The organism is Ruegeria alba (assembly GCF_022321465.1).
Taxonomy (GTDB): domain Bacteria; phylum Pseudomonadota; class Alphaproteobacteria; order Rhodobacterales; family Rhodobacteraceae; genus Ruegeria_B; species Ruegeria_B alba.
Window position 1 is genome coordinate 40,128 of record NZ_JAKOEM010000001.1, and the last position, 23,238, is coordinate 63,365.

Genomic DNA, 23,238 nt, shown 5'->3' on the forward strand with positions numbered 1-23,238 from the left:
TAGAGTGCCATGTCTCTGACCCTCGCCATCGTGGGGCGGCCCAATGTGGGCAAATCCACCCTGTTCAACCGTCTGGTCGGCAAACGGCTGGCGCTGGTCGACGACCAGCCGGGCGTGACCCGCGACCTGCGCGAAGGGCAGGCGCGGCTGGGCGATCTGCGCTTTACGGTGATCGACACCGCCGGGCTGGAAAACGCCACCGACGACAGTCTGCAGGGCCGGATGCGGCGGCTGACCGAGCGGGCGGTGGACATGGCCGATATCTGCCTGTTCATGATCGACGCCCGTGCGGGCGTGACCCCCAATGACGAGATCTTCGCCGATATCCTGCGTCGCCGCTCGGCGCACGTGATCCTGGCCGCCAACAAGGCCGAGGGCGCGGCCGCCGATGCCGGCGTGATCGAGGCCTATGGGCTGGGGTTGGGCGAGCCGATCCGGCTCAGCGCCGAACACGGCGAGGGGCTGAACGATCTCTATGCCATCCTGATGCCGCTGGCCGACAAGATGGAGAAGACCGCCGAAGAGCAGGCGCCTGAAACCGACGTCGACCTCGACCCCGAGGAGGAAGAAGAAGTCGCCGAGGGCGGCGTGCAGGAGGCTCCCGTCATCACCGCAGACAAGCCGCTTCAGGTTGCTGTGGTGGGCCGTCCCAATGCGGGAAAATCGACCCTGATCAACCGCATCCTGGGCGAAGAGCGTCTGCTGACCGGTCCCGAGGCGGGGATTACCCGTGATGCCATCTCGCTCCAGATCGACTGGGACGGCACGCCGATGCGGATTTTCGACACCGCCGGCATGCGCAAGAAGGCCAAGGTGCAGGAAAAGCTGGAAAAGCTCTCGGTCTCGGACGGGCTGCGCGCGGTCAAGTTTGCCGAGGTCGTGGTGGTGCTGCTCGACGCGGCCATCCCCTTTGAACAGCAGGACCTGCGGATTGCGGACCTGGCCGAGCGTGAAGGCCGTGCGGTGGTGATCGCGGTCAACAAATGGGATGTCGAGGAAAACAAGCAGGACAAGCTGCGCGAGTTGAAGGAAAGCTTTGACCGGCTCTTGCCGCAGCTGCGCGGTGCGCCGCTGGTCACCGTGTCGGCCAAGACCGGGCGCGGGCTCGATCGTCTGCATGCCGCGATCCTGCGCGCCCATGCGGTCTGGAACCGCCGCATTCCCACCGCCGCTCTGAACCGCTGGCTGATCGGCATGCTGGAACAGCATCCGCCGCCCGCGCCGCAGGGCAAGCGGATCAAGCTGCGCTATATGACCCAGGCCAAGACCCGGCCGCCGGGATTCGTGGTGATGTGCAGCCATCCCGACAAGATGCCCGAAAGCTATTCGCGCTATCTGGTCAACGGTCTGCGCGCCGATTTCGACATGCCGGGCACGCCGATCCGCCTGACACTGCGCGGGCAGGGGGACAAGAACCCCTACAAGGGCCGGCGCAAGAAGAATGCCGGCGCCCTGACCAAGCACCTCAAGTCGCGCGGCTAGGTCGCAGACGCATGCCAGCATGCGATGCTTATTGTCGCAGCGGGTGACAAATACCCGCTTGCGGCGCTATCACTATGTACGCAAAGGTTTCTTTGTCGCGGCGCGCTTGTCATTCCTGCGTCGCGCACCCAAGTCGTCTGTTGCAAGAGAACCCGGCCATCCGAGGGAGCGGTGCGGAGATGGATCTGAGAGCATACACACGTCAATACGCGGTGCAGGACAACCGCCTTGCCGCTTTGAGCTATTTCGGGACATTCGCGGTTTATTTCACCGCGCTCTCTCTGGCGATCACCCATGTGGATCGCTGGTATGTGCTGGTGCCCGCCGGGGTGGTCTTTGCCTTTGCGGCTGTGCGGCTTTACGTGCTGCAACATGATTGCGGCCACCACTCCCTGTTCGAGACGCGCACGCAGAACGAACTGGCCGGTCACGTCCTCTCGCCCTTCACATTTGCGCCCTTCGAGGTAATGAAGCAGAACCACAACCTGCATCATGCGGGGGTGGGCAATCTGGAACACCGCGAGACCGGCGAGATCCACACCATGACCCTGCGGGAATGGCGGGGGGCCGACTGGCGCACGCGGCTCGCCTATCGGCTCTATCGCAACCCGTTCATCCTGATCCCGCTGGGGGCGGCGTTCACCTATTTCATCCGCTACCGCTGGCCCAAGAACGCGACCCGGTTCGGGGCGCGCGGGGTGCTGCTGCACAATCTTTCCATTGTCGTCTTTCTGGCCCTGCTCTGGGCGCTGGCGGGGATGACCGGTCTTTTGGTCTGGCTGGGCTTTTCCTTTCTGGGCGGGATGATCGGGGTGTTCCTCGTCTATCTCCAGCATAATTTCGAGGATACCTATTGGGACCGCCGCCCCGATCTGGACCCGCAGCTGGCGGCGTTGCAGGGGTCGTCGGCGCTGGATTTCGGCTGGTGGTTCGATATGGCCGTGGCCTGTATCACCCTGCACGATATCCATCATTTCAACGCGCGCATCCCGTCCTATCGGCTGCGGGCCTGCCATTACAACCTGCCGCCCGAATACGCGCCGCGCCGCATACGCTTTACCGAGGCGGTGGCCGCGCTGAACCTCAAGCTCTGGGATGAGGACGCCCGTTGCCTGGTGCCCTTTCCGAGACGCGCGGACGTGGTCGAGACGGTGACCGGCTAGACCACGTATGCCGCAAGAAGGGGGCACGGAGGAAAGACAGATTGTGTATACAACGAGTAATCTTTGACAAACGGGAGGCAAAGGAAGTTTGACATGACCCCTGTCAAGAAGATCGAGGGCGTTGGCCCGGCATTGGCAAGAATGCTGGCCGAGAACGGGTTTGACAGTGCCGAGGCGGTTGCCGCCGCCAGCATCGAACGGTTGATGAACCTGCCGCGCATCGGCGCGCTCAGGGCCAAGGCCATTCATGCCGCAGCGCAGGCGCTGGTATCGGCGCCTCCGTCGAAAACCGCCGCACCGGCTGCCAGCCCCGCACCGGCCCGCAAACCGGCAGGGCGAACCTCTCGCACGCGCCGCCCGGTTGCCGGGCGCGGCGCAACGGCAAAGAAGTCCGACCCTGTCCGGGCCAAACCCGCCACCGCGGCCCCCCCGCAGTCGGCACCCGCCAAGCCCGCGTCCCCCCGTGACGAGGCAAGCGAGGCCGAGGTCCGGGCGGGCGAGGCAGCGGCCCTGGCCGAACAGGCCGAGGCCGACGCCAAGGCCCGCAAAAAGGCCAAGGCAGCGGCAAAGGCAGAGAAGGCCAAGCAGAAGAAAAAGGATTTCGAAGAGAAAATCCGCAAGGCCGAAGCCAAGGTCAAGAAGAAGTCGGACAAGAAGAAGTCCGGCAAGAAGAAGTCCGGCAAGAAGAAGTCCGACAAGGACAAGAAGAAGGCAAAGAAAAAGGCGAAGAAGTAACTTCTTCGCCTCGTTCCGGTCTGGTGTGGTTCCCTGAGATCAGCTCAGGGTGCCGTCCGTGTTCAGCGTCAGCTTGCCGCCCAGATAGGGAGCCAGCGCCTGGGGCAGGGTGACCGAACCGTCCGCGTTCTGGCCGTTCTCCAGCACCGCGATCAGGCAGCGGCCCACCGCCAGGCCCGAGCCGTTCAGCGTATGCACGAATTGCGGCTTGCCGCCGTCGGCGGGTTTGAACCGCGCATTCATGCGGCGGGCCTGAAAATCGCCGCAGGTCGAGACCGAGCTGATCTCGCGATAGGTGTTCTGGCCGGGCAGCCAGGCCTCGATGTCATAGGTGCGCCGGGCGCCGAACCCCATGTCGCCGGTGCACAACACGATGGTGCGATAGGGGATCCCCAGCGCCTCGAGAATGCCCTCGGCGCAGCGCAGCATGCGTTTCTGTTCAGCGTCCGAGTGATCGGGATGGGTGACCGAGACCATTTCGACCTTTTCGAACTGGTGCTGGCGCAGCATGCCGCGGGTATCCTTGCCGGCCGAGCCCGCCTCGGAGCGGAAGCACAGCGAATGGGCGGTATAGCGGCGCGGCAGATAATCCTCGGCAATGGTCGCGCCGTTCACGATATTGGTCAGCGATACTTCGGAGGTGGGGATCAGCCACCAGCCCTCGCGGGTCTGATAGCTGTCTTCGCCGAATTTCGGCAGCTGGCCGGTGCCATACATCATCTCGGACAGGACCAGCACCGGACCGTTCACCTCGGTCAACCCGTTCTGTTCGCTGTGGGTGTCGAGCATGAATTGCGCCAGCGCCCGGTGGATACGGGCCACGGCGCCCGAAAGCAGCACGAACCGCGCGCCCGACAGTTTGGCGGCGGTCTCGAAATCCATGCCGTCCTGAACCGAGGCAAGGTCGAAATGTTCCTTGGGCGCGAAATCCATCTGGCGCGGGGTACCCCAGCGGTGCAGTTCCACGTTGTCTTCCTCGTCCGCCCCTTGCGGGACGTCCTCGGCGGGCAGGTTGGGCAGGCCCGCAAGCAGGTCGGTCAACTGGGTGTCCAGTTCCTTGGCCTCGGCCTGCATCGCGGCGATCTCGGCCTTTTTCTCGGCCACCAGCGTGCGCAGGCGCTCGAATTCGGCCTCGTCGCCGCGTGCCTTGGCGGCGCCGACTTCCTTGCTGGCCTTGTTCTGTTCGGCCTGAGCGGTCTCGGCGGCCAGGATCTTGCCCCGGCGGGCTTCGTCCAGGGCCAGGATGTCCGACGACACCGGCGCGTTCCCACGGCGCGAAAGCGCGGCGTCGAATGCGGCGGGGTTCTCGCGGATGGCGCGGATGTCGTGCATGGGTCTGGTCCTTGGACTGGGTGATTCACTGGCCCGGTTATGCACCATCCGCGCGCCGGGGTGTAGCGCCCCCGCCGGCTTGCCGACAGAGAAAGGGGCCGGGTGTTGCTCCCGGCCCCCGGTTGACCTTGCGGCCCGGCTCAGCTGAAGGCGACGCGGGGGGCCGCGATCTTGTGGCGCGGCGGCTGCATGTGGATCACGCCGGTCAGGAAATCGGCATAGTCGCAGGTCAGCTCGGTGCCCGCCGGAATATCGGTCAGCGCCACGCCCCAGATCCCATCCGAGAAATCCAGATTGGGATACATCGAATGGTTCATGAACCGGCCCTCGTCGCTTTCCAGGATGAGGTATCCGGGCCGGTTGATATCGGGATAGCTGTAACGCTCCAGGAATTCCTTCACATGCGGTTCGACATTGTCGAGCTTGCTTTCGGGAAAGGTGATGTCGAGCATCTTGTCATGGCGCCAGACCTTGTCGCCCCGGGCGATGTCGTCATGGCAGAATACCCCCAGCCCTTCGATTTCGGAGGGGGCGAGATAGCAGCGCACCATCATCATGCGCCTGTTCCTTCTGTAAAGGATGGCCGGGCCGCGTTCCGGTCTGGGATAAGGGGGGCGTACTCCCTGCCTCCCCGCGCGCCGCGGCGCGCGCATCGCAACAAGGCACCGATTCGATGACTGTTGCAATGAATTTCATTTGGGCCCTCGAGAAAGGCCGGTATCCGTTCAGGCCCTGGTCAAAATCATGTCCGTCACCGGGTTGCAGCGAGTTTTCCAGCCGGCTTCCAAACCATCCCCGACGGTCAGGCTTGGTCGGCTTTTGACGCCTCGTGGGCCAGTTTCCCGCTCCATTTTTCAGTCGGAATCTTTGGCACCTCCGGATCCGCTTCATAAGATGGCGTCATGATCTGAACACCGTTTTCGGTGAATACGTCAAAGATATTGCGGTGCAGCTCCGACTTGATGCGCGGAATGTTCGAGCCCCGAGTCGTATGGGCATTGATCTCATAGTTGACTGCGTAATCCGCCAACGCCGTCCAGAGCACAAATGGTTCCGGGCGCATCCTGAGGCCGTCGGTGCGTCGCGCCGCTTCGATCAACATCGCCTCGACCTTCTCCGCAGGTTCCTCGTAGCCGATTCCAACAGTCGTATGCAGAATCACGCCGCTGCTCTCCGAGTGCTTGGTGTAGTTGACGACCTCGGAATTCAGCAGCTGGGCGTTGGGAATCGAGATCAGTTCGTTCTTTGTCGAGCGCAGATGCGTTTCCATCAGCTTTATTTCGACGACATCCCCAAGGTGATCTCCGATCTGAATGCGATCCCCGATCGACGTGGACCGGCGGTAGATCACGAAAAGTCCAGAGATCAGATTGTTCATCACCGAGTTCGATCCAAGCGACAGCATCGCGCCTACGAGAATGGTCAGCCCCTGAAACGCGGCAGATTCGGACCCGGGAATGTAGGGAAACGAAAACACCAACGCGATCAGGATCAAGGCCGCTCTTATGAGGTTGAAAGTGGGGATGACCCAGTGACGTTCGAAGTTTCCGATTTCGAAACTTCCCGCCTCGACCGCTTCGAAGAAGATGCGCAGGCCGCGAATGATATACTGGGTGACTGCCGCGATGATCAGAAGCGTGACGAGATTGGGAAGATAGTTAATGAACCCCAGGACGATGTTCAGAACCGGCCGTGTCACATAGGTCAGCAGCAACTGGGCGACATAGCGCGTTTCGGCAAACGACAGCAGAACGAACGAAAGATAATAGTAAACACCCAGGAAAAAGATCACCAACAGGATGAAGCTGATCCCGAACCGGATCAGTGCGGCAATGGCATCGGCGCGGACATGTGCCTTGGTGGCGGATTCGACTTCGGCCAGGTTTCGGTGAACCAGCTTGGTGATCCGAGTGTTGAGGAAGCGACGCAGAAGGGCACCCAGAAAGGTGAAAAGCGCAAAGGCCAGCGTCCAGCCCATGGCATAGATCGCCCCTTCGATCCTGGCTTCGTCTGATCGCTCGGATCTGTAGGTCAAGATCGCGTCGTTGATGACCTTTGCTTGAACATCGGTCAAAAGTTCTATGTCGATCTTTTCAAGAGAGGCGTCGGCTTGCGTAACGGTCAGGATTTCGACGCCATCGGCATAGATGACATAACCAAAGCGCTCTTTTCTCTTTTCAATGTCGACGGTTGCGGAATCGGATGCCGTGGCGACCTGTACAAGTCGTTCATGAACCCTGAGCGCGCGCCGTTCAGCAGGCAAACCAGTCACGCCGCGCAGCAGGAACAGTTGGGACCCGTCAAGGATCACCGGGGCCTGAAATATTCCCTGAGAGGATTGAGCCGGCGCCGACGTTTCCTGAGCTGAAACCAAGGATGTACAGAGGTACTGGATAACAAGTACTGCTATCACCAACAGTCGATACATGGTTGGTTTTCCTCGTTGCTTCTGCTTTGACTATACTCGCATGAGACAACCTGACCAGTGGGCAGTATCGGCAAAAAATCCGCTTTCGCGCTTGACTTGCAAAGCGGTGGTTCTGCGCATAGGTTCCCGGAAATTTCGCGGGGCCGCTCCCCGTCACTCAGCACAAAGGAATGTCCCATGGATGGTGGCGCAATCGCCCAGTTTCTCCCGCTTATCCTGATCTTCGCGATCATGTATTTCCTGTTGATCCGGCCGCAGCAGAAGAAGGTCAAGGAACATCAGGCCATGGTCAGCGCCCTGCGTCGCGGCGATCAGGTGATCACCCAGGGCGGGCTGATCGGTAAGGTCGCCAAGGTCAAGGAAGACGGCGAGCTTGAGGTCGAGATCGCCGAGGGCGTCAAGGTGCGCGTGGTCAAGTCCACCATCGCGCAGGTGCTGAACAAGACCGAACCGGCGAAGTAAGCCGACCGAGGCGAAAAAAGGCAGGGTCATGCTGCAAATAGATACCTGGAAACGGGTCCTGATCTGGCTTGTCTGTATCGGCGGGCTGGTTCTGGCCCTGCCGAACGCGTTCTATACCCGCGTTGAACAGAGCAACGACGCCCGCGCCGCGATCGAGCTGCGCGGCGAAACGCCCGAACTGACGGCGGCGGCGGGGCAGTGGCCCGGCTGGATGCCGTCCTCGCTGGTCAATCTGGGGCTCGACCTGCGGGGCGGTGCGCATCTGCTGGCCGAAGTGAAGGTTTCGGATGTCTATGCCGCCCGGATGGACGCCATGTGGCCGGAAATCCGCAACACCCTGCGTGACGCGCGGGCGACTGTCGGCACCATCCGCAAGCAGCCTTCGAAACCCGACGAGATCCGGGTCAAGATCAGCCAGCCCGAGGGCATGAGCCGCGCGCTGGAACTGGTGCGTGGGCTGGCCCGCCCGATCCAGACCCTGACCGGGGCCGGATCGAACGATATCGAGGTACGCGGTGAGGGGGACGAGATCGTCGTGACCCTCAGCGAGGCCGAGCGCCTTGCCACCGATGACCGCACCGTGCGCCAGGCGCTGGAAATCGTGCGCCGCCGCATCGACGAGGTCGGCACCCGCGAACCCACCATCCAGCGTCAGGGCGCCGACCGCATCCTGATCCAGGTGCCCGGCATCGGCAGTGCCTCGGAACTGAAAGAGATCATCGGCACCACCGCCCAGCTGACCTTCAACCCGGTTGTCTCGCGCGGCACCGATGCCAATGCCCGTGTCAGCGTGGGCGAGAAACTGGCGCCATCGCTGGATCAGGAGGGCGTGTTCTACACCATCGAATCCGCCCCCGTGGTCACCGGCGAGGAACTGGTCGACGCCCAGCCCGCCTTTGACCAGAACGGCCGCCCGGCGGTCAACTTCCGCTTCAATACCTCTGGCGCGCGCAAGTTTGGCGATTACACCCGCGACAATGTCGGCGCGCCCTTCGCCATCACACTGGATGGCGAGGTGATCAGCGCCCCGGTCATCCAGAGCCACATCCCCGGCGGCTCGGGCATCATCACCGGCAATTTCACCGTCGAGGAAAGCACCAATCTGGCGGTGCTCCTGCGCGCCGGCGCCCTGCCTGCGGGGCTGGAATTCCTTGAGGAACGGACCATCGGCCCGGAACTGGGGCAGGACAGCATCGACGCGGGCAAGGTCGCGACCGTGGTCGCATTCGTGGCGGTGCTGGGCTTCATGTGGGCCAGCTATGGCCTGTTCGGCATCTTCGCCAATATCGCGCTGGTCGTGAACGTGGGCCTTCTGTTTGGCCTGTTGTCGGTGATCGGCGCCACGCTGACCCTGCCGGGCATCGCGGGCATCGTTCTGACGGTCGGCATGGCGGTGGACGCCAATGTGCTGATCTTCGAGCGGATCCGCGAAGAGCTGAAAACCGCCAAAGGCCCGGCACGGGCCATCGAACTGGGGTACGAAAAGGCGCTCAGCGCCATTCTGGACGCCAACATCACCACCTTCATCACGGCGGTGATCCTGTTCGCCATGGGCTCGGGTCCGGTTCGGGGTTTTGCCATAACGCTGGGGCTGGGCATTCTCACCTCGGTCTTCACCGCGATCTTTGTCACCCGCCTGCTGGTGGTGACCTGGTTCGAACGCCGCCGTCCCAAGACGATCGAGGTCTGACATGCGCCTGAAACTCATTGCTGACGATACGACGTTCGATTTCTTCAAGCGCTGGCGGGTCTGGCTGGGCATCTCGGCCCTGATGGTCGTGATCGGCTTTGCCTCGTTCCTGATCCAGGGCCTGAATTTCGGTATCGACTTTCGCGGCGGCACCACGGTGCGCACCGAAAGCACCCAGGCCGTGGATGTGGGCGCCTATCGCGGCGCGCTCGACCCGCTGGGGCTGGGCGATGTCTCGATCACCGAGGTGTTCGACCCCACCTTCGGCCCTGACGAGAACGTGGCCATGATCCGCATCCAGGCCCAGGACGAGGCCGAGGCGGTCAAGGCCGAAACCATTGCCAAGGTGCAGGACGCGCTGCGCGGCGTCGCCCCGGACATCAAGTTCGTCTCGGTCGAATCGGTCGGTCCCAAGGTGTCGGGAGAGCTGATCCAGACCGCGATTCTGGCGGTGGGTCTCGCGATCCTGGCGGTGCTGGTCTATATCTGGCTGCGCTTCGAATGGCAGTTCGCCCTGGGTGCCGTGGCCGCGCTGGTGCATGACGTGGTGCTGACCATCGGCATCTTCTCCGAACTTCAGATCCGCTTTGACCTGGCCATCATCGCCGCGCTGCTGACCATCGTCGGCTATTCGCTGAACGATACCGTGGTGGTGTTCGACCGGGTCCGCGAGAACCTGCGCAAATACAAGCAGAAGGATCTGAAAGAGGTCTTGAACCTCTCGATCAACGAGACGATGAGCCGGACCCTGATGACCTCGATCACCACGCTGCTGGCGCTGATCTCGCTCTACGTGCTGGGCGGCGACGTGATCCGCGGCTTTGTCTTTGCGATGATCTGGGGCATCGTGGTGGGGACCTATTCCTCGATCTTCGTGGCCTCGACCATCCTGCTGTGGCTGGGCGTCAAGCGCGACTGGTCCAAGCCCACCAATACTTCGGGCAACCAGTTCGCCGATATCGACGCCTGAGAACTGGCGCCATTCCCGGTCCCGTCTTGGCGCTAGAGGCGCGGTCGGGATCGGGGCAGGCTGCCCGCAATGGAACCGCTCCTCGCCCTTTCCACTCCTGAAATCGCCCTGCTGATCGGTGCGGCCTTTCTGGCCGGCTGCACCCGCGGCTTTGCGGGTTTCGGTACTGCGCTGATCTATCTGCCGCTGGCGGGGATCGTGCTGGGGCCGGTGGCCGCGATCACCACGCTGGTGCTGACCGATATCGTCGGTCCGCTGCCGATGCTGCCGCGTGCCGCCCGGCATGTTGACCGGGGAGATCTGGCGCGGCTATTGCTCGGGGCGGCGGTGGCCCTGCCTTTGGGGCTCTACATGCTGTTCCTGCTCGAACCGGGCCTGTTCCGCCTGCTGGTCTCGGGCGTGTCGCTGACCATGCTGGCCGGGCTGGTGCTGGGCTGGCGCTATCACGGCGCGCTGCGACCCGGCGCCGTGACCGCCACCGGCGCCGCTTCCGGCTTTCTGGGCGGGGTGGCGGGCCTGCCCGGTCCGCCGGTGATATTTGTCTATATGACCAGCCCCAAACCGGCGGCGGCGATCCGGGCCAATATCACTTTCTACCTCTTCGGCTATGACTGGATGGTGCTGGCGATGATGGGGCTGGCGGGGCGGCTTGATCCGGCCTGGATCGTCACCGGACTGGCGCTGATCGTGCCGAATATGCTTGGCACGATGCTGGGCGCGGCGCTATTTGTGCCGGGATACGAGCGGGCCTATCGCCTTGCCGCCTATGGGCTGATCCTGGGCGCGGCGCTGGCGGGGCTGCCATTCTGGACCCTGGGAGAGTGACCATGCGCCTGACCGAAGTGACCTATTCCGGTGCCCGCCCGGTCGATGGCTACGGGCCGGGTTTCTTCCGCATCGGCGGCGAGGTTCATCAAGGCGCGCTGCTGACCGGCCCCGACGGCCCCGCGCCCTGGACTGGCTACAGTGACATCGCCCCGCTGCTGGCGCTGGCGGGGCGGGTCGATGTGCTCTTTATCGGCACCGGTGCCGAGGTTGCCCATATCCCGCAGGCCCTGCGCCAGAGCCTCGAACAGGTCGGACTGGGGGTCGAGGCGATGACCTCGCCCGCTGCCTGCCGCACCTATAACGTGCTCCTGGGCGAGGGCCGCCGCATCGCGCTGGCCGCGCTCCCGGTCTGACCCTGCGCTTCATTTCGCCACAAATACTCCGGGGAGTGCGAGGGGCGGCGCCCCTCGCTCCCGCCCGCAAGGCCACGCGTTGCGGGTGATGCGGCAAATCCCGCCTTTTGCCCCCCGCGCCAATGGGATAAGCGAGGAGCATGACACTCACCGTCACCGATCTTGCCATTGCCCGCGGCGGCATTCCCGTGCTCGAGGGGCTGAACTTCGCGCTCGCCCCTGGCCGCGCGCTGATCCTGCGCGGCCCCAACGGCGCGGGCAAGACCACGCTGCTGCGCACGCTGGCTGGGTTGCAACCGCCGCTGGCGGGCCAGATTGAGGGCGCCGAGGACCGGATCGCCTATGCGGGCCATTCCGACGGGTTGAAACCCACGCTCAGCGTGACCGAGAACCTGCTGTTCTGGGCTGCCGTCTTTGGCGGGCGCGATATTGCCCCGGCGCTCGATGCCTTTGCGCTGGGCGACCTGGCCGAGCGTCACGCGGGCAATCTGTCGGCGGGGCAGAAGCGGCGGCTGGGTCTGGCGCGGCTGTTGGTGACCGGGCGCCCCATCTGGATGCTGGACGAGCCCACCGTCTCGCTTGACCGCGACGCGGTGGCGATGTTCGCCGATGCGGTACGCGCGCATCTGGGGCAGGGCGGGTCGGCCCTGATCGCCACTCATATCGACCTGGGGTTGGACGGCGAGGTTCTGGATGTCGGTCCCTATCGCACCCGCCCGGCGCCGCTTGACGACCCGGATGGAGATTTCCTGTGATCGCCCTGTTGAAACGCGATCTGGTACTGGCCTTTCGGGCCGGGGGCGGCTTTGGCCTGGGGCTGGCGTTTTTCCTGATCGTCACCGTTCTGGTGCCGTTTTCGGTGGGGCCACAATCGGCGCTGTTGTCCTCGATCGCGCCGGGGGTGCTGTGGCTGGGGGCGCTTCTGGCCTGCCTCCTGTCGCTCGACCGCCTGTTGGCGCTCGATTGGGAGGACGGCACGCTCGACCTGCTGGCCACCGCGCCGCTGCCGCTGGAATCGGTGGTGACGATGAAGGCGCTGGCCCATTGGCTGACCACCGGCCTGCCGCTGGTGCTGGCCGCGCCGGTGCTGGGGGTGCTTCTGAACCTGCCCGCCCCCGGCTTTGTCTGGCTGGTGGTCTCGCTCTTGCTGGGGACACCGGCGCTGAGCGTGGTGGGCACGTTCGGCGCCGCGCTGACCGTGGGGTTGAAGCGCGGCGGGTTGCTGCTGTCGCTGCTGGTGCTGCCGCTCTACGTGCCCACGCTGATCTTTGGCGCCGAGGTGGCGCGGCGCGGTGCGGCAGGGATGGAGGTGGCCACGCCGCTTCTGATGCTGGCGGGGATCACCGCCGCCGTCATCGCTCTGCTCCCCTTTGCCAGCGCCGCCGTCCTCCGCGTCAATCTGCGTTGACGCAAGTCAATTGAGAACCGCCCCGCTTCGCACTAGATAGGACCCATGACGATATCGACGAGACTCAACGCGCTCTGGGAATATGCCAACCCGCGCAAGTTCCTGGCCCTGACCGAGCGGGTCCTGCCCGCGCTGTGGGTGCTGACCGCGATCACCCTTGTGGGTGGTCTGGTCTGGGGCTTTTTCTTCACCCCTGACGATTACAAGCAGGGGTCCACCGTCAAGATCATCTATATCCATGTGCCCTCGGCCTTTCTGGCCACCAGCGTCTGGTTCATGATGCTGGTGACCTCGCTGGTCTGGCTGATCCGGCGCCACCATGTCAGCGCGCTGGCGGCGCGCGCGGCGGCGCCCGTGGGCACGGTGATGACGCTGATCGCGCTGATCACCGGGGCGATCTGGGGCCAGCCCATGTGGGGCACCTGGTGGGAATGGGATCCGCGCCTGACCTCGTTCCTGGTGCTGTTTCTGTTCTATCTCGGCTACATGGCCCTGTGGGAGGCGATCGAGGATGGCGATACCGCCGCCGACCTGACCTCGGTCCTGTGCCTGGTAGGCTCGGTCTTTGCGGTGCTCAGCCGCTATGCGGTCTATTTCTGGAACCAAGGCCTGCATCAAGGGGCCTCGGTGCTGCGTGCGGGCGCGGTCAGTGGCACCGATACCGAGGAGAAGGTGAGCAATGTCTATGCCTATCCGCTGCTTCTGTGTCTGCTGGGCTTTGGGTTGTTGTTCGTGACGCTGGTCTTTTACCGCACCGGAACCGAGATCCGGGCGCGCCGGATCAAGGCGCTCATCGCACGGGAAAGGGCAAACGGATGATCCCCGATCTGGGCAAATATGCCGCCACGGTGCTGAGCGCCTATGGCGCCTCGCTGGTGCTGCTGATCGGTCTGGTGGTGCTCAGCCTGCGGCGCGGCCGCAAACTGCGCGCCGAAATGGAAAAGATCGAACAGAGGATGTCGCGCAATGGCTAGGATTTCGCCGCTGATGGTGGCGCCGCCGCTGATTTTCGGCGCCTTCGTTCTGCTGGCCGCCGTCGGCATGTTCCGCGATGATCCCGAGGCGCTGCCCTCGGCGCGCGAGGGGCAACCCGCGCCGCCGCTGGTGCTGACCGCCTTTCCCGGCGCACCGGGCTTTGACGATGCGACGATGCGCGACGGAACGGTGAAGCTGGTCAATTACTGGGCCAGCTGGTGCGCGCCTTGTCGGGCCGAACATCCCAGCCTTGAAAAGCTCGCGGGCGAGGGCATCCCGATCTACGGCATCAACTACAAGGACAAGGTGGAAAACGCGCAGGGCTTTCTGGACGAACTGGGCAATCCCTTTGTCGCGCTGGGCCGTGACGAGCAGGGGCGCACCGCCCTTGACTGGGGCGTCTACGGCGTACCCGAGACCTATGTAATTGCAGGCGACGGCACCATCATGCTGCGCTTTGCCGGGCCGATTACCGAAAGGGTGATCGACAGCACCATCCGCCCGGCGCTGGAAAAGGCTGCGGCGAAATAGGCGTGTGGTTTCACCTGTTTCTGACATAGGGGTTACGGTTGGTTGCCCCCCGCTACTTGCCCTAGGAGAGTATTCTCCGCATGCGGCTTCGCGAGATGGAGCATTGATCTCTCACCGTCAAAATGGCTCGGTGCTACCGTCGCCTCTGTATCCCTAGGGTCAGGATGCTTTGATTTTGAGTGGGCTGCATGATTCACGGCCGGGCAAACGGAGCGGTGACATGAGCGACCTTTGTTGGCGTACCGACGAGCAAATGGCCAGGCTCGCCCCTTTTCCCGAAGTCGCATGGCAAGTACCGGATCGATGACAGGCGGGTATTGAGCGGGATTATCTTTGTCAATCGCAATGGATTGCGCTGGCGAGACGCCTCGGAAGCTTTGGGTCACACAAGACGGCTCTCCAGCCGGTGGAGGCGTTGGAGCGAGAAGGGCATATTCGCGCGAATTATGGTCGGTTTGGCCGCCGAGCACGGAGAAGAGAAGACAATATTAATAGACGCAACCGCTCTCACGGCACACCGCACCGCGACCAGTATGGTCGCGAGAAAGGAATGCCGCAGCAGTCGTTTTTCGCGCGAAAGTCGCTGATTTGCGAAGAACGATCTCTCCATGTTTTCTTGATGACCTGTGCTCGGTACTTGGTGCCAGATTTGTTCTTGCGCTCTACGATAGTGCCCATTATTTCCCACTCCTTGTTTTTGGCAGTCCAATAATATGGGCCTCTCGTATGCCAAGCTGCTAGTGGGTATGCAAAGAACTAATAAACGTCGGAAAATCCCGCAAAATAGGGTTCAATAACGTGGTCGCGAAGTTCAACGATGGTGGCTGAAAAGACAGAAAACTCCTTGGTTTCCAAGGCGGCCCGCCTGTCTGTCGCACCCATGATGGACTGGACGGACCGGCATTGCCGTTACCTGCACCGGCTGCTGAGCCGCGAGGTGTTGCTTTATACCGAGATGGTGACCGCGCCGGCCCTGGTGCGCGGGGGGGCGCTTCATCTGCTGGAGTACAGTCCTGAAGAACACCCGGTGGCCCTGCAACTGGGCGGCTCGGACCCCGAGGAACTGGCGCAGGCGGCGCGGTTGGGGGCCGAGGCGAGGTATGACGAGATCAATCTCAACTGCGGCTGTCCCTCGGACAGGGTGCAGTCAGGGACATTCGGCGCGGTGCTGATGAAACATCCCGGGCTGGTGGCCGAATGTGTCGCCGCCATGCGCGCGGCGGTCGATGTCGAGGTGACGGTCAAATGCCGGATCGGGGTCGACGATCAGGACCCCGAGACCGTGCTGCCCGATTTCCTGGAACAGATCGCCGGGGCAGGGTGCCAGCGGGTCATCATCCATGCGCGCAAGGCCTGGTTGCAGGGGCTGAGTCCCAAGGAGAACCGGGACATCCCGCCGCTTGACTACGATCTGGTGCACCGGATGAAGGCGCGGTTTCCCGAACTGCATATCTCGATCAATGGTGGCATCGACACGCTCGCGGCGGCGCGGGCGCATCTGGATGCGGGGCTGGATGGGGTGATGATCGGGCGGGCGGCCTATCATCAGCCCGCCGATATCCTGTGCCAGGCCGATCCGCTGATCTATGGCGCAGGCGAGGCCAGCGACCCTGTGACGGTGGTGCGCGCCATGCTGCCCTATATCGAGGCGCATCTGGCCACGGGCGGGCGGCTGCATCAGGTGACCCGGCACATGCTGGGCCTGTTTGCCGGGCGCCCGGGGGCGCGCGGCTGGCGGCGGATGCTGTCCGAAGGCGCGGTGCGCCCGGGCGCCGGGCCAGAGCTGGTCGAGGCGGCGCTGGAACAGGTCACCGGGTAAGCGCCGCGACCTTGGGAAAAGGGAGGATGCAATGATTGCCTATGTCACCGTTGGCGCCGATGACATCGCTGCCGCGAAACGGTTCTATTCGGCCTTCCTGCCGGCGCTGGGCTATGGTCTGAAAGAGGGCCCCGAGGGTCTCAGCTATGCGCTGCCGGTGGCGCCGGGACAGGTCCCTGTCTTTCCGGATTTCTACGTCAAACCGCCCTTTGACGGTGGTGCGGCCTCGGCGGGTAACGGGGCCATGGTTGCCTTTGAGGCCAGCAATCAGGCGCAGGTGCGCGCGTTGCATGCCGCGGCCCTTGTCGCGGGCGGCGCGGACGAGGGGCAACCGGGGTTTCGTCCCGATTACGGGCCGCGGTTCTATGTGGGCTATCTGCGTGATCCGCAGGGCAACAAGATCGCGCTCTTCTCCAGCAACCCGGCAGAGCCCGGACGGGACGGGTAACGCCCGGAGGCGTCAGCGCAGGTGATAGCCGCGAAACTCCTTGACCGTCGACAGGCTGAGCAGCGTCTTCATCTGAGACACTGCCGGGATGGCCGACAGCGAGCTGCGGTAAAGCGCCTCGTAATCGGCGGGGGACTGCACACAGACCCGGATCAGGAAATCGAACTCGCCGGTGATCATGTGACATTCCAGAATCTCGGGCATCGACAGGATCGCCTTTTCAAAGGCTTCCAGGTCCTCGCGCCGTTGCGAATTCAGTTTCACCTCGATAAAGACCTGCACCTCCAGCCCCACGGTCTGGCGGTCGATCTGGGCGGCATAGTTGCGGATGATGCCCTCTGCCTCCATCAGCTTGACGCGCCGGTGACACGCCGATAACGACAGCCCGATCCGCTCGGACAGGGCCGACATCGAGATCTGGCCGTCCTGCTGCAAGACGGAAAGAATCTTCTTGTCTAGGCTATCCATCGGAAATTTTCTCACTTCGTCATTCAGATTAGGATTTTTTCCGAAAATTTTCCGACTGACAAGGAATTTTCGAAACAAATCGCCTGATCTGTGGTGTACTTTACAAGTGCGTCAGAAAGACGCGCAGCATTCCCAGGGAGGAAGACATGACAACCAAATTCGTCGTCGGCTACGACGGCAGCGCGGCGTCCCGCAGGGCGCTCGACTTCGCCATGGAGCGGGCGAAGGCTGGCGGAGCCTCGATCATCGTCGCACATGTTCTGGAATGGTCGCCCTACTCGTTCCTGACCCCGACCGAGATCGAAGAGCGCCACAAGCGCCGCGCCGAGGAAATGGCGCGCGCTGAAACCGCGATCCTGGCCCCGCTCAAGGCGGAACTGGCCAGCAGCGGCGTCGAGGTCGAGACCGCGATTCGCTACGGGCAGGTCGCCGACACGCTGTGTGACATCGCCACCAAGAGCGGTGCGGCACAAATCTTCATCGCACGTCAGGGTGAAAGCGGCCTGGCCGCGCGTGTTTTCGGCTCGGTTGCCGGAACGCTCGCACAATGCGCCCCCGTGCCTTGCACGATCGTGCCGTAAACGGCCAACAGACGAGGGATATCATGAACACATCCATCAAAGCCGCGGCACTGGCCGCGCCCGTGGCCATGCTGAGCGCGGCACCGGTCCTGGCCCAGTCCATCGACGAGAAGGTCAATCAGATCTTCGCAAGCTCGACCGGCTGGTTCGTCAATTTCATCTTCAGCCCCTTTCCCGGCACTTCCTTTCCCTGGATCGTGATGTGGCTGGTGATCGCCGCCACGGTGTTCACGCTCTATTTCGGGTTCATCCAGTTCCGGGCGTTTCCGCATTCCATCTCGCTGGTCAAGGGCGACTATTCCGACCCCAATGACGCGGGCGAGGTCAGCCATTTCCAGGCGCTGGCCACCGCGCTGTCGGGTACCGTGGGTCTGGGCAACATCGCCGGTGTGGCCGTTGCCGTGGGCATTGGCGGTCCGGGCGCGACCTTCTGGATGATCCTCGCCGGCCTGATGGGCATGGCGTCGAAATTCACCGAATGTACGCTTGGTGTGAAATATCGCAACGAATACGCGGACGGCACCGTTTCGGGCGGCCCGATGTATTACATGACCAAGGGCTTTGAAGAGCGCGGCATTCCGGCGGGCAAGTTCCTGGCCATCCTGTTCTCGATCTTCTGTATCCTGGGCGCCTTTGGTGGCGGCAACATGTTCCAGGCCAACCAGGCGCATGCGCAGATCACCAATGTTGTGGGTGAGTTCCCGGGCTGGATCACCGGTCTGATCTTTGCCGGTATCGTCTTTGCCGTGATCGTCGGCGGCCTGAAATCCATCGCCAGCGTGACCGAAAAGGTCGTGCCGTTCATGGGCGTGCTCTATGTGGCCACCGCGCTGGTCATCATCCTGATGAACGCGGACATGATCGGCTGGGCATTCGGCCAGATCTTTGCCGGCGCCTTTACCGGGCTGGGCATCGCCGGTGGCATGGTCGGCGCGCTGATCCAGGGCTTCAAGCGGGCCGCCTTCTCGAACGAGGCGGGCGTGGGTTCGGCTGCCATCGCCCACTCGGCGGTGCGCACCAAGGAGCCGATCACCGAAGGCTTCGTGTCGCTGCTGGAACCGTTCATCGACACCGTGGTGATCTGCACCATGACCGCGCTGGTGATCATCATCACCGGTCAGTTGGTCAGCGATCCCAATACCGGCCTCTACCTGCTGGACGAGGGCGCAAGCACCATCCAGACCGTGGACGGCAACAAGGGCGTGGCTCTGACTTCGGCGGCCTTCTCCTCGGCCTTCCCGTTCTTCAAGTACATCCTGGCCATCGCGGTGATCCTGTTTGCCTTCTCGACCATGATCAGCTGGTCCTATTACGGCCTCAAGGCCTGGACCTTCCTGTTCGGCGAAGGCCAGACCAAGGAACTGGTGTTCAAGGTGATCTTCTGCATCTTCGTGGTGATCGGCGCGTCGGCCAGCCTGGGCCCGGTCATCGACTTCTCGGATGCGGCGATCTTTGCCATGGCGGTTGTCAACATCATCGCACTCTATCTGCTGATGCCGATCGTCAAGAAAGAGCTCGACTCCTACCTGTCGCGGCTCAAGTCGGGCGAGATCAAGAAGTTCAGCTAACTGGCTGAGGTTTCGATGAAAAGGGCGGGGGAAACCCCGCCCTTATTAGTTGTAGGTAAGGTATGCGCCCTGAATGCCTCTGTTGCCAAGGATTGTGTTTTCGATCGTAAACTCGCTCCGGCCCCGTGGCTCCAGCGCCAGGCCATCGTCTACTCAATAAGTCTGGTTTGCGGACGAAACAGTCCTGAGCTGACACGCCAATGCTCTTGCAGCAATACACTGCATTTGCGGCGGCATCCTTTCGGTGATGCCACACATTTCACCGAACCGGACCACCAATCTTGTCATTTCCAGTGGATCTTCAAATATACCTACTCTGCAGATTGAATTCTGCGATCGCGATATGGGGTAAGTCGACCAACCATATGGCCCGGCCTGGTCCTGTAGCTTCATGCAGTGGGATACAGTTTAGAAAGGTCCCGGCTCTAGTGAGTTTGAGGGTTCAATGTCCGCAAAAAAGCGGCAAGAGCTGCAATCGCCGAACCCATGTCACCCGCGGAGGCAAATTCTTCGGGTTTGTGGCTGACCCCGTCACGGCACCTGACAAACAACATGGCGATCGGGCAAAGGTCGGCCAGGGCAGATGCGTCATGGGTCGCACCAGATGGCAGAAGCGGGCTATGCTCTTCGGCCTGCCGGGCGGCTTGGAGCAGCTGCGCGGACAGCGCGCCGTCGCATGGCTGGGCAACCTGGGAATACGTCCTTTCGGCCTTTATTGTCAGCTGTTTTTGCGCTGCCAGTTCCTGAGCATACCGGTGCAGTATTGCGCCGGTATTGCGGCGGGTCGCGTCGTCAGGCGACCGGAATTCGGCAGTCAGGGTCACGCGGCGCGGCACGGCGTTAACGACGTTTGGTTCGACGGATAACGCACCGACAGTCGCGCGCAGGTCGGGGATGGTTTGCCCCAACCGGTCAACTTCGGTGACGATGGCGGCGGCTACGACAAGTGCGTCGCGACGCCCGGACATGGGCAGCGTGCCTGCGTGGCCAGTTTCCCCGGTTACCACGATCTGGTGGCGCTCAATCCCGCAGATCGCGGTGACGACGCCAATGGCCTGCGCCGCGTCTTCAAGAACCGGACCCTGCTCGATATGTGTTTCAACAAACCCGATCACGTCTGCGGGGTCGCGCCTCAGTGCGCCGATCCGGTCGGGGTTCAATCCAAAAGAGGTCATCGCGTCGCGCAAGGTGACGCCCTTTGCATCCTGCATCGACAGCACCGCTGGGTCGAAGGTTCCCGCCAGCGCACGGGATCCGACCAATGCCGTTGGAAAACGGACGCCCTCTTCATCCGCAAAGGCAAGCGCCTCGACGGAAAACGGCAGATGCACCGCATCCGCGCGCAGTTTTGCAAGCGCCAGAAGAGGGAGCACGACTCCCATTATCCCGTCATAAGCGCCGCCTTCCCGCACCGAATCCTGATGTGACCCCATCAAGAGGGTTTTCGAGCCCGGCGGGCCTTCGTACCTGCCGACCAGAGTTCCGGCGTCGTCGAGAGTGACGGTCAGGGCTGCCGCTTCCATATGTGACCGGAGCAGATCGCAAGCCGCGCGATGTTCGGACGTAAATGGCAGGCGGGTCACGCCCGGCCCGGCTTCCGAGCAGGCCGCGAGGTCTTTCAGTATTGCCTGGGCCCGTGCGCCCCAGTCAGTCAAGGATACGCTCCTTGTCTGACAGAACTGGCACCTGCCTGGCCCAATCGGCATAGTCGCCAGTTGTGGCTTTCTGATAGAGTTGTTCCAAAGCGCCGATCGGGTTGTCGGGATGGTAGTCGATCCGCAAGGTCACGGGCGGGCGATCAGGATGCAGCACTAGCATCGCGGCGGACAAGAGACCACGGAAATCGCTTCCCGCACCCTCGGCCGCTATGAGCGCTGCCAGCAGACGGCGCTCGAAAGTCAGGTCCGAAGTGACAAAGGCCTCGGTCATCGCTCCAAGAACCGAGTTATCGCCCAGCATGTTGCCTGACGCGATGCCGCTGGCGAATGTGACACTGCCTTTGAAGTCCTGATTTTCCGAACCGGTAAAAGCGGCCGCATTGCCAAGCAGGTCCATCGCGGCAAGCTGCCGGTAGGCGCGACCGCTGTCTTTGGACGTAACATGGTTTACCGCGTCATCGGGGTGCGATCCGTCGCGCAGGTGTTGCAGCACCTCTTCGCCCCAGAAGGTCGAGGGTGCCGCGCCCTGGCTTGCGGACATGCCCGCGTTCAGATCACCGCGAAGCACCCAACCGCCGACGCAGAGGCTGCCGGTTGCTGCGGCGCCTCCGATGGCACCGGTTTCGGGGTCATGTGCAAGAATTGAAAAAGTCATGTCTCACCTTAGCCAATCCCTCTTCATTTATCATGATAAATTGACGATTGCAATTTATCATGATAATTATCAGTGCAGAACATCAACAGGGAGAACAAGAGATGACACCATTATCCTGGTCCCGCCGCGGCCTGATGGCCGCTGTCGGGGCGGCGCTTGTCGCAGGGGGGCTGAGCGGATCGGCTAGCGCACAGACACCCCCCGGTGTGTTGATCGTCGGCCAGATTGCCGAGCCGAAATCGCTGGACCCGGCAGCCGTGACTGCGGTCAATGATTTTCGAATTCTAGTGAATGTTTACGAGGGATTGACCCGCTACAAATCCGGCACTCTCGAAGTGGAGCCGGCGCTGGCGACCGGCTGGGACATCAGCGAGGATGGCACCGAATACACCTTCACGTTGCGTGAGGGTGTCAGCTTCCACGATGGAACGCCCTTCAACGCGGAGGCGGTGAAGTTCAACTTCGACCGGATGCTGGATGAGAATCACCCTTTCCACGACACGGGGCCATTCCCGCTGTCGTTTTTCTTCGGTGCGGTCGAAAAGACCGAAGCCGTCGACGACATGACGGTCAAGTTCACGCTCAACGCACCATATGCGCCGTTCCTGTCGAACCTCGCCTATCCCACGGGCCTGATGGTTTCGCCTGCAGCGGTCGAAGCGCATGGCAAGGAGTTCGGGCGTAACCCCTCTGGCACCGGACCGTTCAAGTTTGCCGAATGGCGCTCGAACGAAGCTGTCGTGGTAGAGCGCAATGACGCCTATTGGGGTGAAGTGGCGGGCACGCAGGCCGTGGTCTTTCGCCCGATCACCGACGCCAACACCCGTGTTGCGGAGATGCTAGCAGGCGGCATCGACATGATGGTCGAAGTGCCGCCCACGTCGCTGGGTCAGTTCCAGGGCGATGGCTTCAGCGTCGCCGAACAGGCCGGCCCGCATGTGTGGTTCCTGATCCTGAACGCCAAGGAAGGCCCGTTTGCTGACAAGCGTGTGCGCCAGGCTGCGAACTACGCGATCAACAAGGAAGCGATCGTCAACGACGTGCTGGAAGGTACGGCCACCGTTGCCGCAGGTCCGACGCCGCCAGCCTTTGCCTGGGCTTACAACGAGGCGCTTGATCCCTATCCCTATGACCCTGAAAAAGCCAAGGCGCTCATCGCCGAAGCGGGTGCCGAGGGTGCGGAACTGACCTTTTTCGTGACCGAGGGTGGTTCGGGCATGCTTGACCCGGTGCCCATGGGCACCGCCATTCAAGCCGATCTTCAGGCCGTGGGTCTGAACGTGAAGATCGAAACCTACGAATGGAACACGTTCCTGGGCGAGGTGAACCCGGGGCTCGAGGGCAAAGCGGACATGGCCGAAATGGCATGGATGACCAACGATCCGGACACGCTGCCCTATCTGGCGCTTCGGTCAGAAGCATGGCCCGACAAAGGTGGCTTCAACTCGGGCTATTACGCCAACCCGAAGGTGGACGAACTGCTTGAAGCGGCCCGTACGGCGACTGATCAGGACGAGCGCGCACGGCTATACCGCGAGATGCAGACCATCGTGCAGGAAGATGCTCCTTGGGTGTTCGTGGCCAACTGGAAACAGAACGCTGTGACAAGTGACCGGGTCGAGAATTTCGGCCTTGAGCCGTCGTTCCTGTTGCACCTGCAAGGCGTCGTGAAAAACTAATCCTG

General features: G+C 62.6%; 24 protein-coding genes and 1 pseudogene. 19 read left to right on the forward strand and 6 right to left on the reverse strand.

Annotation, left to right across the window (positions count from 1 at the left end):
* The first annotated feature begins 9 nt into the window (after positions 1 to 9).
* The 3 genes from der to MB818_RS00205 all read left to right on the forward strand — a co-directional run bounded on the left by der (position 10) and on the right by MB818_RS00205 (position 3,380).
* The gene (gene der, locus MB818_RS00195; protein WP_238903424.1) at positions 10 to 1,482 is read left to right on the forward strand and encodes a ribosome biogenesis GTPase Der; all 1,473 of its coding nucleotides are present in this window, start codon (positions 10 to 12) and stop codon (positions 1,480 to 1,482) included.
* Positions 1,483 to 1,661: 179 nt separating this feature from the next.
* Positions 1,662 to 2,645: a fatty acid desaturase gene (locus tag MB818_RS00200; RefSeq protein ID WP_234143852.1), complete on the forward strand. Its 984-nt coding sequence runs from the start codon at positions 1,662 to 1,664 to the stop codon at positions 2,643 to 2,645.
* A 93-nt stretch (positions 2,646 to 2,738) separates the two neighbouring features.
* Positions 2,739 to 3,380 carry a helix-hairpin-helix domain-containing protein gene (locus tag MB818_RS00205; protein ID WP_238903426.1) on the forward strand — a complete coding sequence of 214 codons (642 nt, stop codon included), beginning with the start codon at positions 2,739 to 2,741 and terminating at the stop codon, positions 3,378 to 3,380.
* A 39-nt stretch (positions 3,381 to 3,419) separates the two neighbouring features.
* Here the strand turns inward: MB818_RS00205 and serS are convergent, their stop codons facing one another.
* The 3 genes from serS to MB818_RS00220 form a co-directional block, all read right to left on the reverse strand.
* Positions 3,420 to 4,712: a serine--tRNA ligase gene (serS, locus tag MB818_RS00210; RefSeq protein WP_238903428.1), complete on the reverse strand. Its 1,293-nt coding sequence runs from the start codon at positions 4,710 to 4,712 to the stop codon at positions 3,420 to 3,422.
* 140 nt (positions 4,713 to 4,852) lie between these two features.
* Positions 4,853 to 5,269, reverse strand: a complete 417-nt coding sequence (locus MB818_RS00215; RefSeq protein WP_234136335.1) for an SET domain-containing protein — start codon at positions 5,267 to 5,269, stop codon at positions 4,853 to 4,855.
* Positions 5,270 to 5,514: 245 nt separating this feature from the next.
* Positions 5,515 to 7,140: a mechanosensitive ion channel family protein gene (locus MB818_RS00220; protein WP_238903430.1), complete on the reverse strand. Its 1,626-nt coding sequence runs from the start codon at positions 7,138 to 7,140 to the stop codon at positions 5,515 to 5,517.
* 177 nt (positions 7,141 to 7,317) lie between these two features.
* Here MB818_RS00220 and yajC point away from each other — a divergent pair, with 177 nt between their 5' ends.
* The 13 genes and pseudogenes from yajC to MB818_RS00285 all read left to right on the forward strand — a co-directional run bounded on the left by yajC (position 7,318) and on the right by MB818_RS00285 (position 16,624).
* Positions 7,318 to 7,602, forward strand: coding sequence for a preprotein translocase subunit YajC (gene yajC / locus MB818_RS00225; protein WP_234136337.1), 285 nt, complete (start codon positions 7,318 to 7,320; stop codon positions 7,600 to 7,602).
* Between the two features lie 28 nt (positions 7,603 to 7,630).
* The gene (gene secD / locus MB818_RS00230; RefSeq protein WP_238903432.1) at positions 7,631 to 9,292 is read left to right on the forward strand and encodes a protein translocase subunit SecD; all 1,662 of its coding nucleotides are present in this window, start codon (positions 7,631 to 7,633) and stop codon (positions 9,290 to 9,292) included.
* Between the two features lies 1 nt (position 9,293).
* Positions 9,294 to 10,262 (forward strand): protein translocase subunit SecF, encoded by a 969-nt coding sequence (secF, locus tag MB818_RS00235; RefSeq protein ID WP_234136339.1) that lies wholly within the window; start codon positions 9,294 to 9,296, stop codon positions 10,260 to 10,262.
* A gap of 69 nt (positions 10,263 to 10,331) precedes the next feature.
* Entirely contained in the window at positions 10,332 to 11,087 is a 756-nt protein-coding gene (locus MB818_RS00240; protein WP_238903434.1) for a sulfite exporter TauE/SafE family protein, read from the forward strand.
* 2 nt (positions 11,088 to 11,089) lie between these two features.
* Complete coding sequence (locus MB818_RS00245; RefSeq protein WP_238903436.1) at positions 11,090 to 11,443, forward strand: Mth938-like domain-containing protein; 354 nt, start codon at positions 11,090 to 11,092, stop codon at positions 11,441 to 11,443.
* A gap of 140 nt (positions 11,444 to 11,583) precedes the next feature.
* Positions 11,584 to 12,198 carry a heme ABC exporter ATP-binding protein CcmA gene (ccmA, locus tag MB818_RS00250; RefSeq protein ID WP_238903438.1) on the forward strand — a complete coding sequence of 205 codons (615 nt, stop codon included), beginning with the start codon at positions 11,584 to 11,586 and terminating at the stop codon, positions 12,196 to 12,198.
* Positions 12,195 to 12,851, forward strand: coding sequence for a heme exporter protein CcmB (gene ccmB, locus MB818_RS00255; protein ID WP_234136343.1), 657 nt, complete (start codon positions 12,195 to 12,197; stop codon positions 12,849 to 12,851). Before ccmA ends, ccmB begins: the two co-directional genes overlap by 4 nt.
* A 45-nt stretch (positions 12,852 to 12,896) precedes the next feature.
* Positions 12,897 to 13,670 (forward strand): heme ABC transporter permease CcmC, encoded by a 774-nt coding sequence (ccmC, locus tag MB818_RS00260; protein WP_234136344.1) that lies wholly within the window; start codon positions 12,897 to 12,899, stop codon positions 13,668 to 13,670.
* Positions 13,667 to 13,825: a heme exporter protein CcmD gene (gene ccmD / locus MB818_RS00265; RefSeq protein ID WP_234136345.1), complete on the forward strand. Its 159-nt coding sequence runs from the start codon at positions 13,667 to 13,669 to the stop codon at positions 13,823 to 13,825. The genes ccmC and ccmD overlap by 4 nt, the downstream gene beginning before the upstream one ends.
* Positions 13,818 to 14,357 carry a DsbE family thiol:disulfide interchange protein gene (locus tag MB818_RS00270; protein WP_234136346.1) on the forward strand — a complete coding sequence of 180 codons (540 nt, stop codon included), beginning with the start codon at positions 13,818 to 13,820 and terminating at the stop codon, positions 14,355 to 14,357. The genes ccmD and MB818_RS00270 overlap by 8 nt, the downstream gene beginning before the upstream one ends.
* A 220-nt stretch (positions 14,358 to 14,577) precedes the next feature.
* Positions 14,578 to 14,932 (forward strand): annotated as a pseudogene (locus MB818_RS00275) (transposase); the annotation flags it as partial.
* Positions 14,933 to 15,174: 242 nt separating this feature from the next.
* Positions 15,175 to 16,176 carry a tRNA dihydrouridine(20/20a) synthase DusA gene (dusA, locus tag MB818_RS00280; protein WP_255699780.1) on the forward strand — a complete coding sequence of 334 codons (1,002 nt, stop codon included), beginning with the start codon at positions 15,175 to 15,177 and terminating at the stop codon, positions 16,174 to 16,176.
* A gap of 31 nt (positions 16,177 to 16,207) precedes the next feature.
* Entirely contained in the window at positions 16,208 to 16,624 is a 417-nt protein-coding gene (locus MB818_RS00285; protein WP_238903442.1) for a VOC family protein, read from the forward strand.
* Positions 16,625 to 16,636: 12 nt separating this feature from the next.
* Here the strand turns inward: MB818_RS00285 and MB818_RS00290 are convergent, their stop codons facing one another.
* Entirely contained in the window at positions 16,637 to 17,092 is a 456-nt protein-coding gene (locus tag MB818_RS00290; RefSeq protein ID WP_234136349.1) for an Lrp/AsnC family transcriptional regulator, read from the reverse strand.
* Positions 17,093 to 17,238: 146 nt separating this feature from the next.
* Here MB818_RS00290 and MB818_RS00295 point away from each other — a divergent pair, with 146 nt between their 5' ends.
* Both MB818_RS00295 and MB818_RS00300 read left to right on the forward strand, forming a co-directional pair.
* Positions 17,239 to 17,673 (forward strand): universal stress protein, encoded by a 435-nt coding sequence (locus tag MB818_RS00295; RefSeq protein WP_234136350.1) that lies wholly within the window; start codon positions 17,239 to 17,241, stop codon positions 17,671 to 17,673.
* Positions 17,674 to 17,696: 23 nt separating this feature from the next.
* Positions 17,697 to 19,241: an alanine/glycine:cation symporter family protein gene (locus MB818_RS00300; RefSeq protein WP_234136351.1), complete on the forward strand. Its 1,545-nt coding sequence runs from the start codon at positions 17,697 to 17,699 to the stop codon at positions 19,239 to 19,241.
* 425 nt (positions 19,242 to 19,666) lie between these two features.
* Here MB818_RS00300 and MB818_RS00305 read toward each other — a convergent pair whose 3' ends face one another.
* Complete coding sequence (locus MB818_RS00305; protein ID WP_234136352.1) at positions 19,667 to 20,896, reverse strand: Zn-dependent hydrolase; 1,230 nt, start codon at positions 20,894 to 20,896, stop codon at positions 19,667 to 19,669.
* A complete protein-coding gene (locus MB818_RS00310; RefSeq protein WP_234136353.1) occupies positions 20,889 to 21,554 on the reverse strand; it encodes a DUF1028 domain-containing protein in 666 nt (221 codons plus the stop codon). Before MB818_RS00310 ends, MB818_RS00305 begins: the two co-directional genes overlap by 8 nt.
* A 101-nt stretch (positions 21,555 to 21,655) precedes the next feature.
* Here MB818_RS00310 and MB818_RS00315 point away from each other — a divergent pair, with 101 nt between their 5' ends.
* A complete protein-coding gene (locus MB818_RS00315) occupies positions 21,656 to 23,233 on the forward strand; it encodes an ABC transporter substrate-binding protein (protein WP_234176000.1) in 1,578 nt (525 codons plus the stop codon).
* The last annotated feature ends 5 nt before the right edge of the window (positions 23,234 to 23,238 follow it).

Excerpts from the sequence above, each read along its gene's own strand:
- der (WP_238903424.1), top strand. The coding sequence starts at position 10 with ATGTCTCTGACCCTCGCCATCGTGGGGCGGCCCAATGTGGGCAAATCC.
- MB818_RS00200 (WP_234143852.1), top strand. The coding sequence starts at position 1,662 with ATGGATCTGAGAGCATACACACGTCAATACGCGGTGCAGGACAACCGC.
- MB818_RS00205 (WP_238903426.1), top strand. The coding sequence starts at position 2,739 with ATGACCCCTGTCAAGAAGATCGAGGGCGTTGGCCCGGCATTGGCAAGA.
- serS (WP_238903428.1), bottom strand. The coding sequence starts at position 4,712 with ATGCACGACATCCGCGCCATCCGCGAGAACCCCGCCGCATTCGACGCC.
- MB818_RS00215 (WP_234136335.1), bottom strand. The coding sequence starts at position 5,269 with ATGATGATGGTGCGCTGCTATCTCGCCCCCTCCGAAATCGAAGGGCTG.
- MB818_RS00220 (WP_238903430.1), bottom strand. The coding sequence starts at position 7,140 with ATGTATCGACTGTTGGTGATAGCAGTACTTGTTATCCAGTACCTCTGT.
- yajC (WP_234136337.1), top strand. The coding sequence starts at position 7,318 with ATGGATGGTGGCGCAATCGCCCAGTTTCTCCCGCTTATCCTGATCTTC.
- secD (WP_238903432.1), top strand. The coding sequence starts at position 7,631 with ATGCTGCAAATAGATACCTGGAAACGGGTCCTGATCTGGCTTGTCTGT.
- secF (WP_234136339.1), top strand. The coding sequence starts at position 9,294 with ATGCGCCTGAAACTCATTGCTGACGATACGACGTTCGATTTCTTCAAG.
- MB818_RS00240 (WP_238903434.1), top strand. The coding sequence starts at position 10,332 with ATGGAACCGCTCCTCGCCCTTTCCACTCCTGAAATCGCCCTGCTGATC.
- MB818_RS00245 (WP_238903436.1), top strand. The coding sequence starts at position 11,090 with ATGCGCCTGACCGAAGTGACCTATTCCGGTGCCCGCCCGGTCGATGGC.
- ccmA (WP_238903438.1), top strand. The coding sequence starts at position 11,584 with ATGACACTCACCGTCACCGATCTTGCCATTGCCCGCGGCGGCATTCCC.
- ccmC (WP_234136344.1), top strand. The coding sequence starts at position 12,897 with ATGACGATATCGACGAGACTCAACGCGCTCTGGGAATATGCCAACCCG.
- ccmD (WP_234136345.1), top strand. The coding sequence starts at position 13,667 with ATGATCCCCGATCTGGGCAAATATGCCGCCACGGTGCTGAGCGCCTAT.
- MB818_RS00270 (WP_234136346.1), top strand. The coding sequence starts at position 13,818 with ATGGCTAGGATTTCGCCGCTGATGGTGGCGCCGCCGCTGATTTTCGGC.
- dusA (WP_255699780.1), top strand. The coding sequence starts at position 15,175 with ATGGTGGCTGAAAAGACAGAAAACTCCTTGGTTTCCAAGGCGGCCCGC.
- MB818_RS00285 (WP_238903442.1), top strand. The coding sequence starts at position 16,208 with ATGATTGCCTATGTCACCGTTGGCGCCGATGACATCGCTGCCGCGAAA.
- MB818_RS00290 (WP_234136349.1), bottom strand. The coding sequence starts at position 17,092 with ATGGATAGCCTAGACAAGAAGATTCTTTCCGTCTTGCAGCAGGACGGC.
- MB818_RS00295 (WP_234136350.1), top strand. The coding sequence starts at position 17,239 with ATGACAACCAAATTCGTCGTCGGCTACGACGGCAGCGCGGCGTCCCGC.
- MB818_RS00300 (WP_234136351.1), top strand. The coding sequence starts at position 17,697 with ATGAACACATCCATCAAAGCCGCGGCACTGGCCGCGCCCGTGGCCATG.
- MB818_RS00310 (WP_234136353.1), bottom strand. The coding sequence starts at position 21,554 with ATGACTTTTTCAATTCTTGCACATGACCCCGAAACCGGTGCCATCGGA.
- MB818_RS00315 (WP_234176000.1), top strand. The coding sequence starts at position 21,656 with ATGACACCATTATCCTGGTCCCGCCGCGGCCTGATGGCCGCTGTCGGG.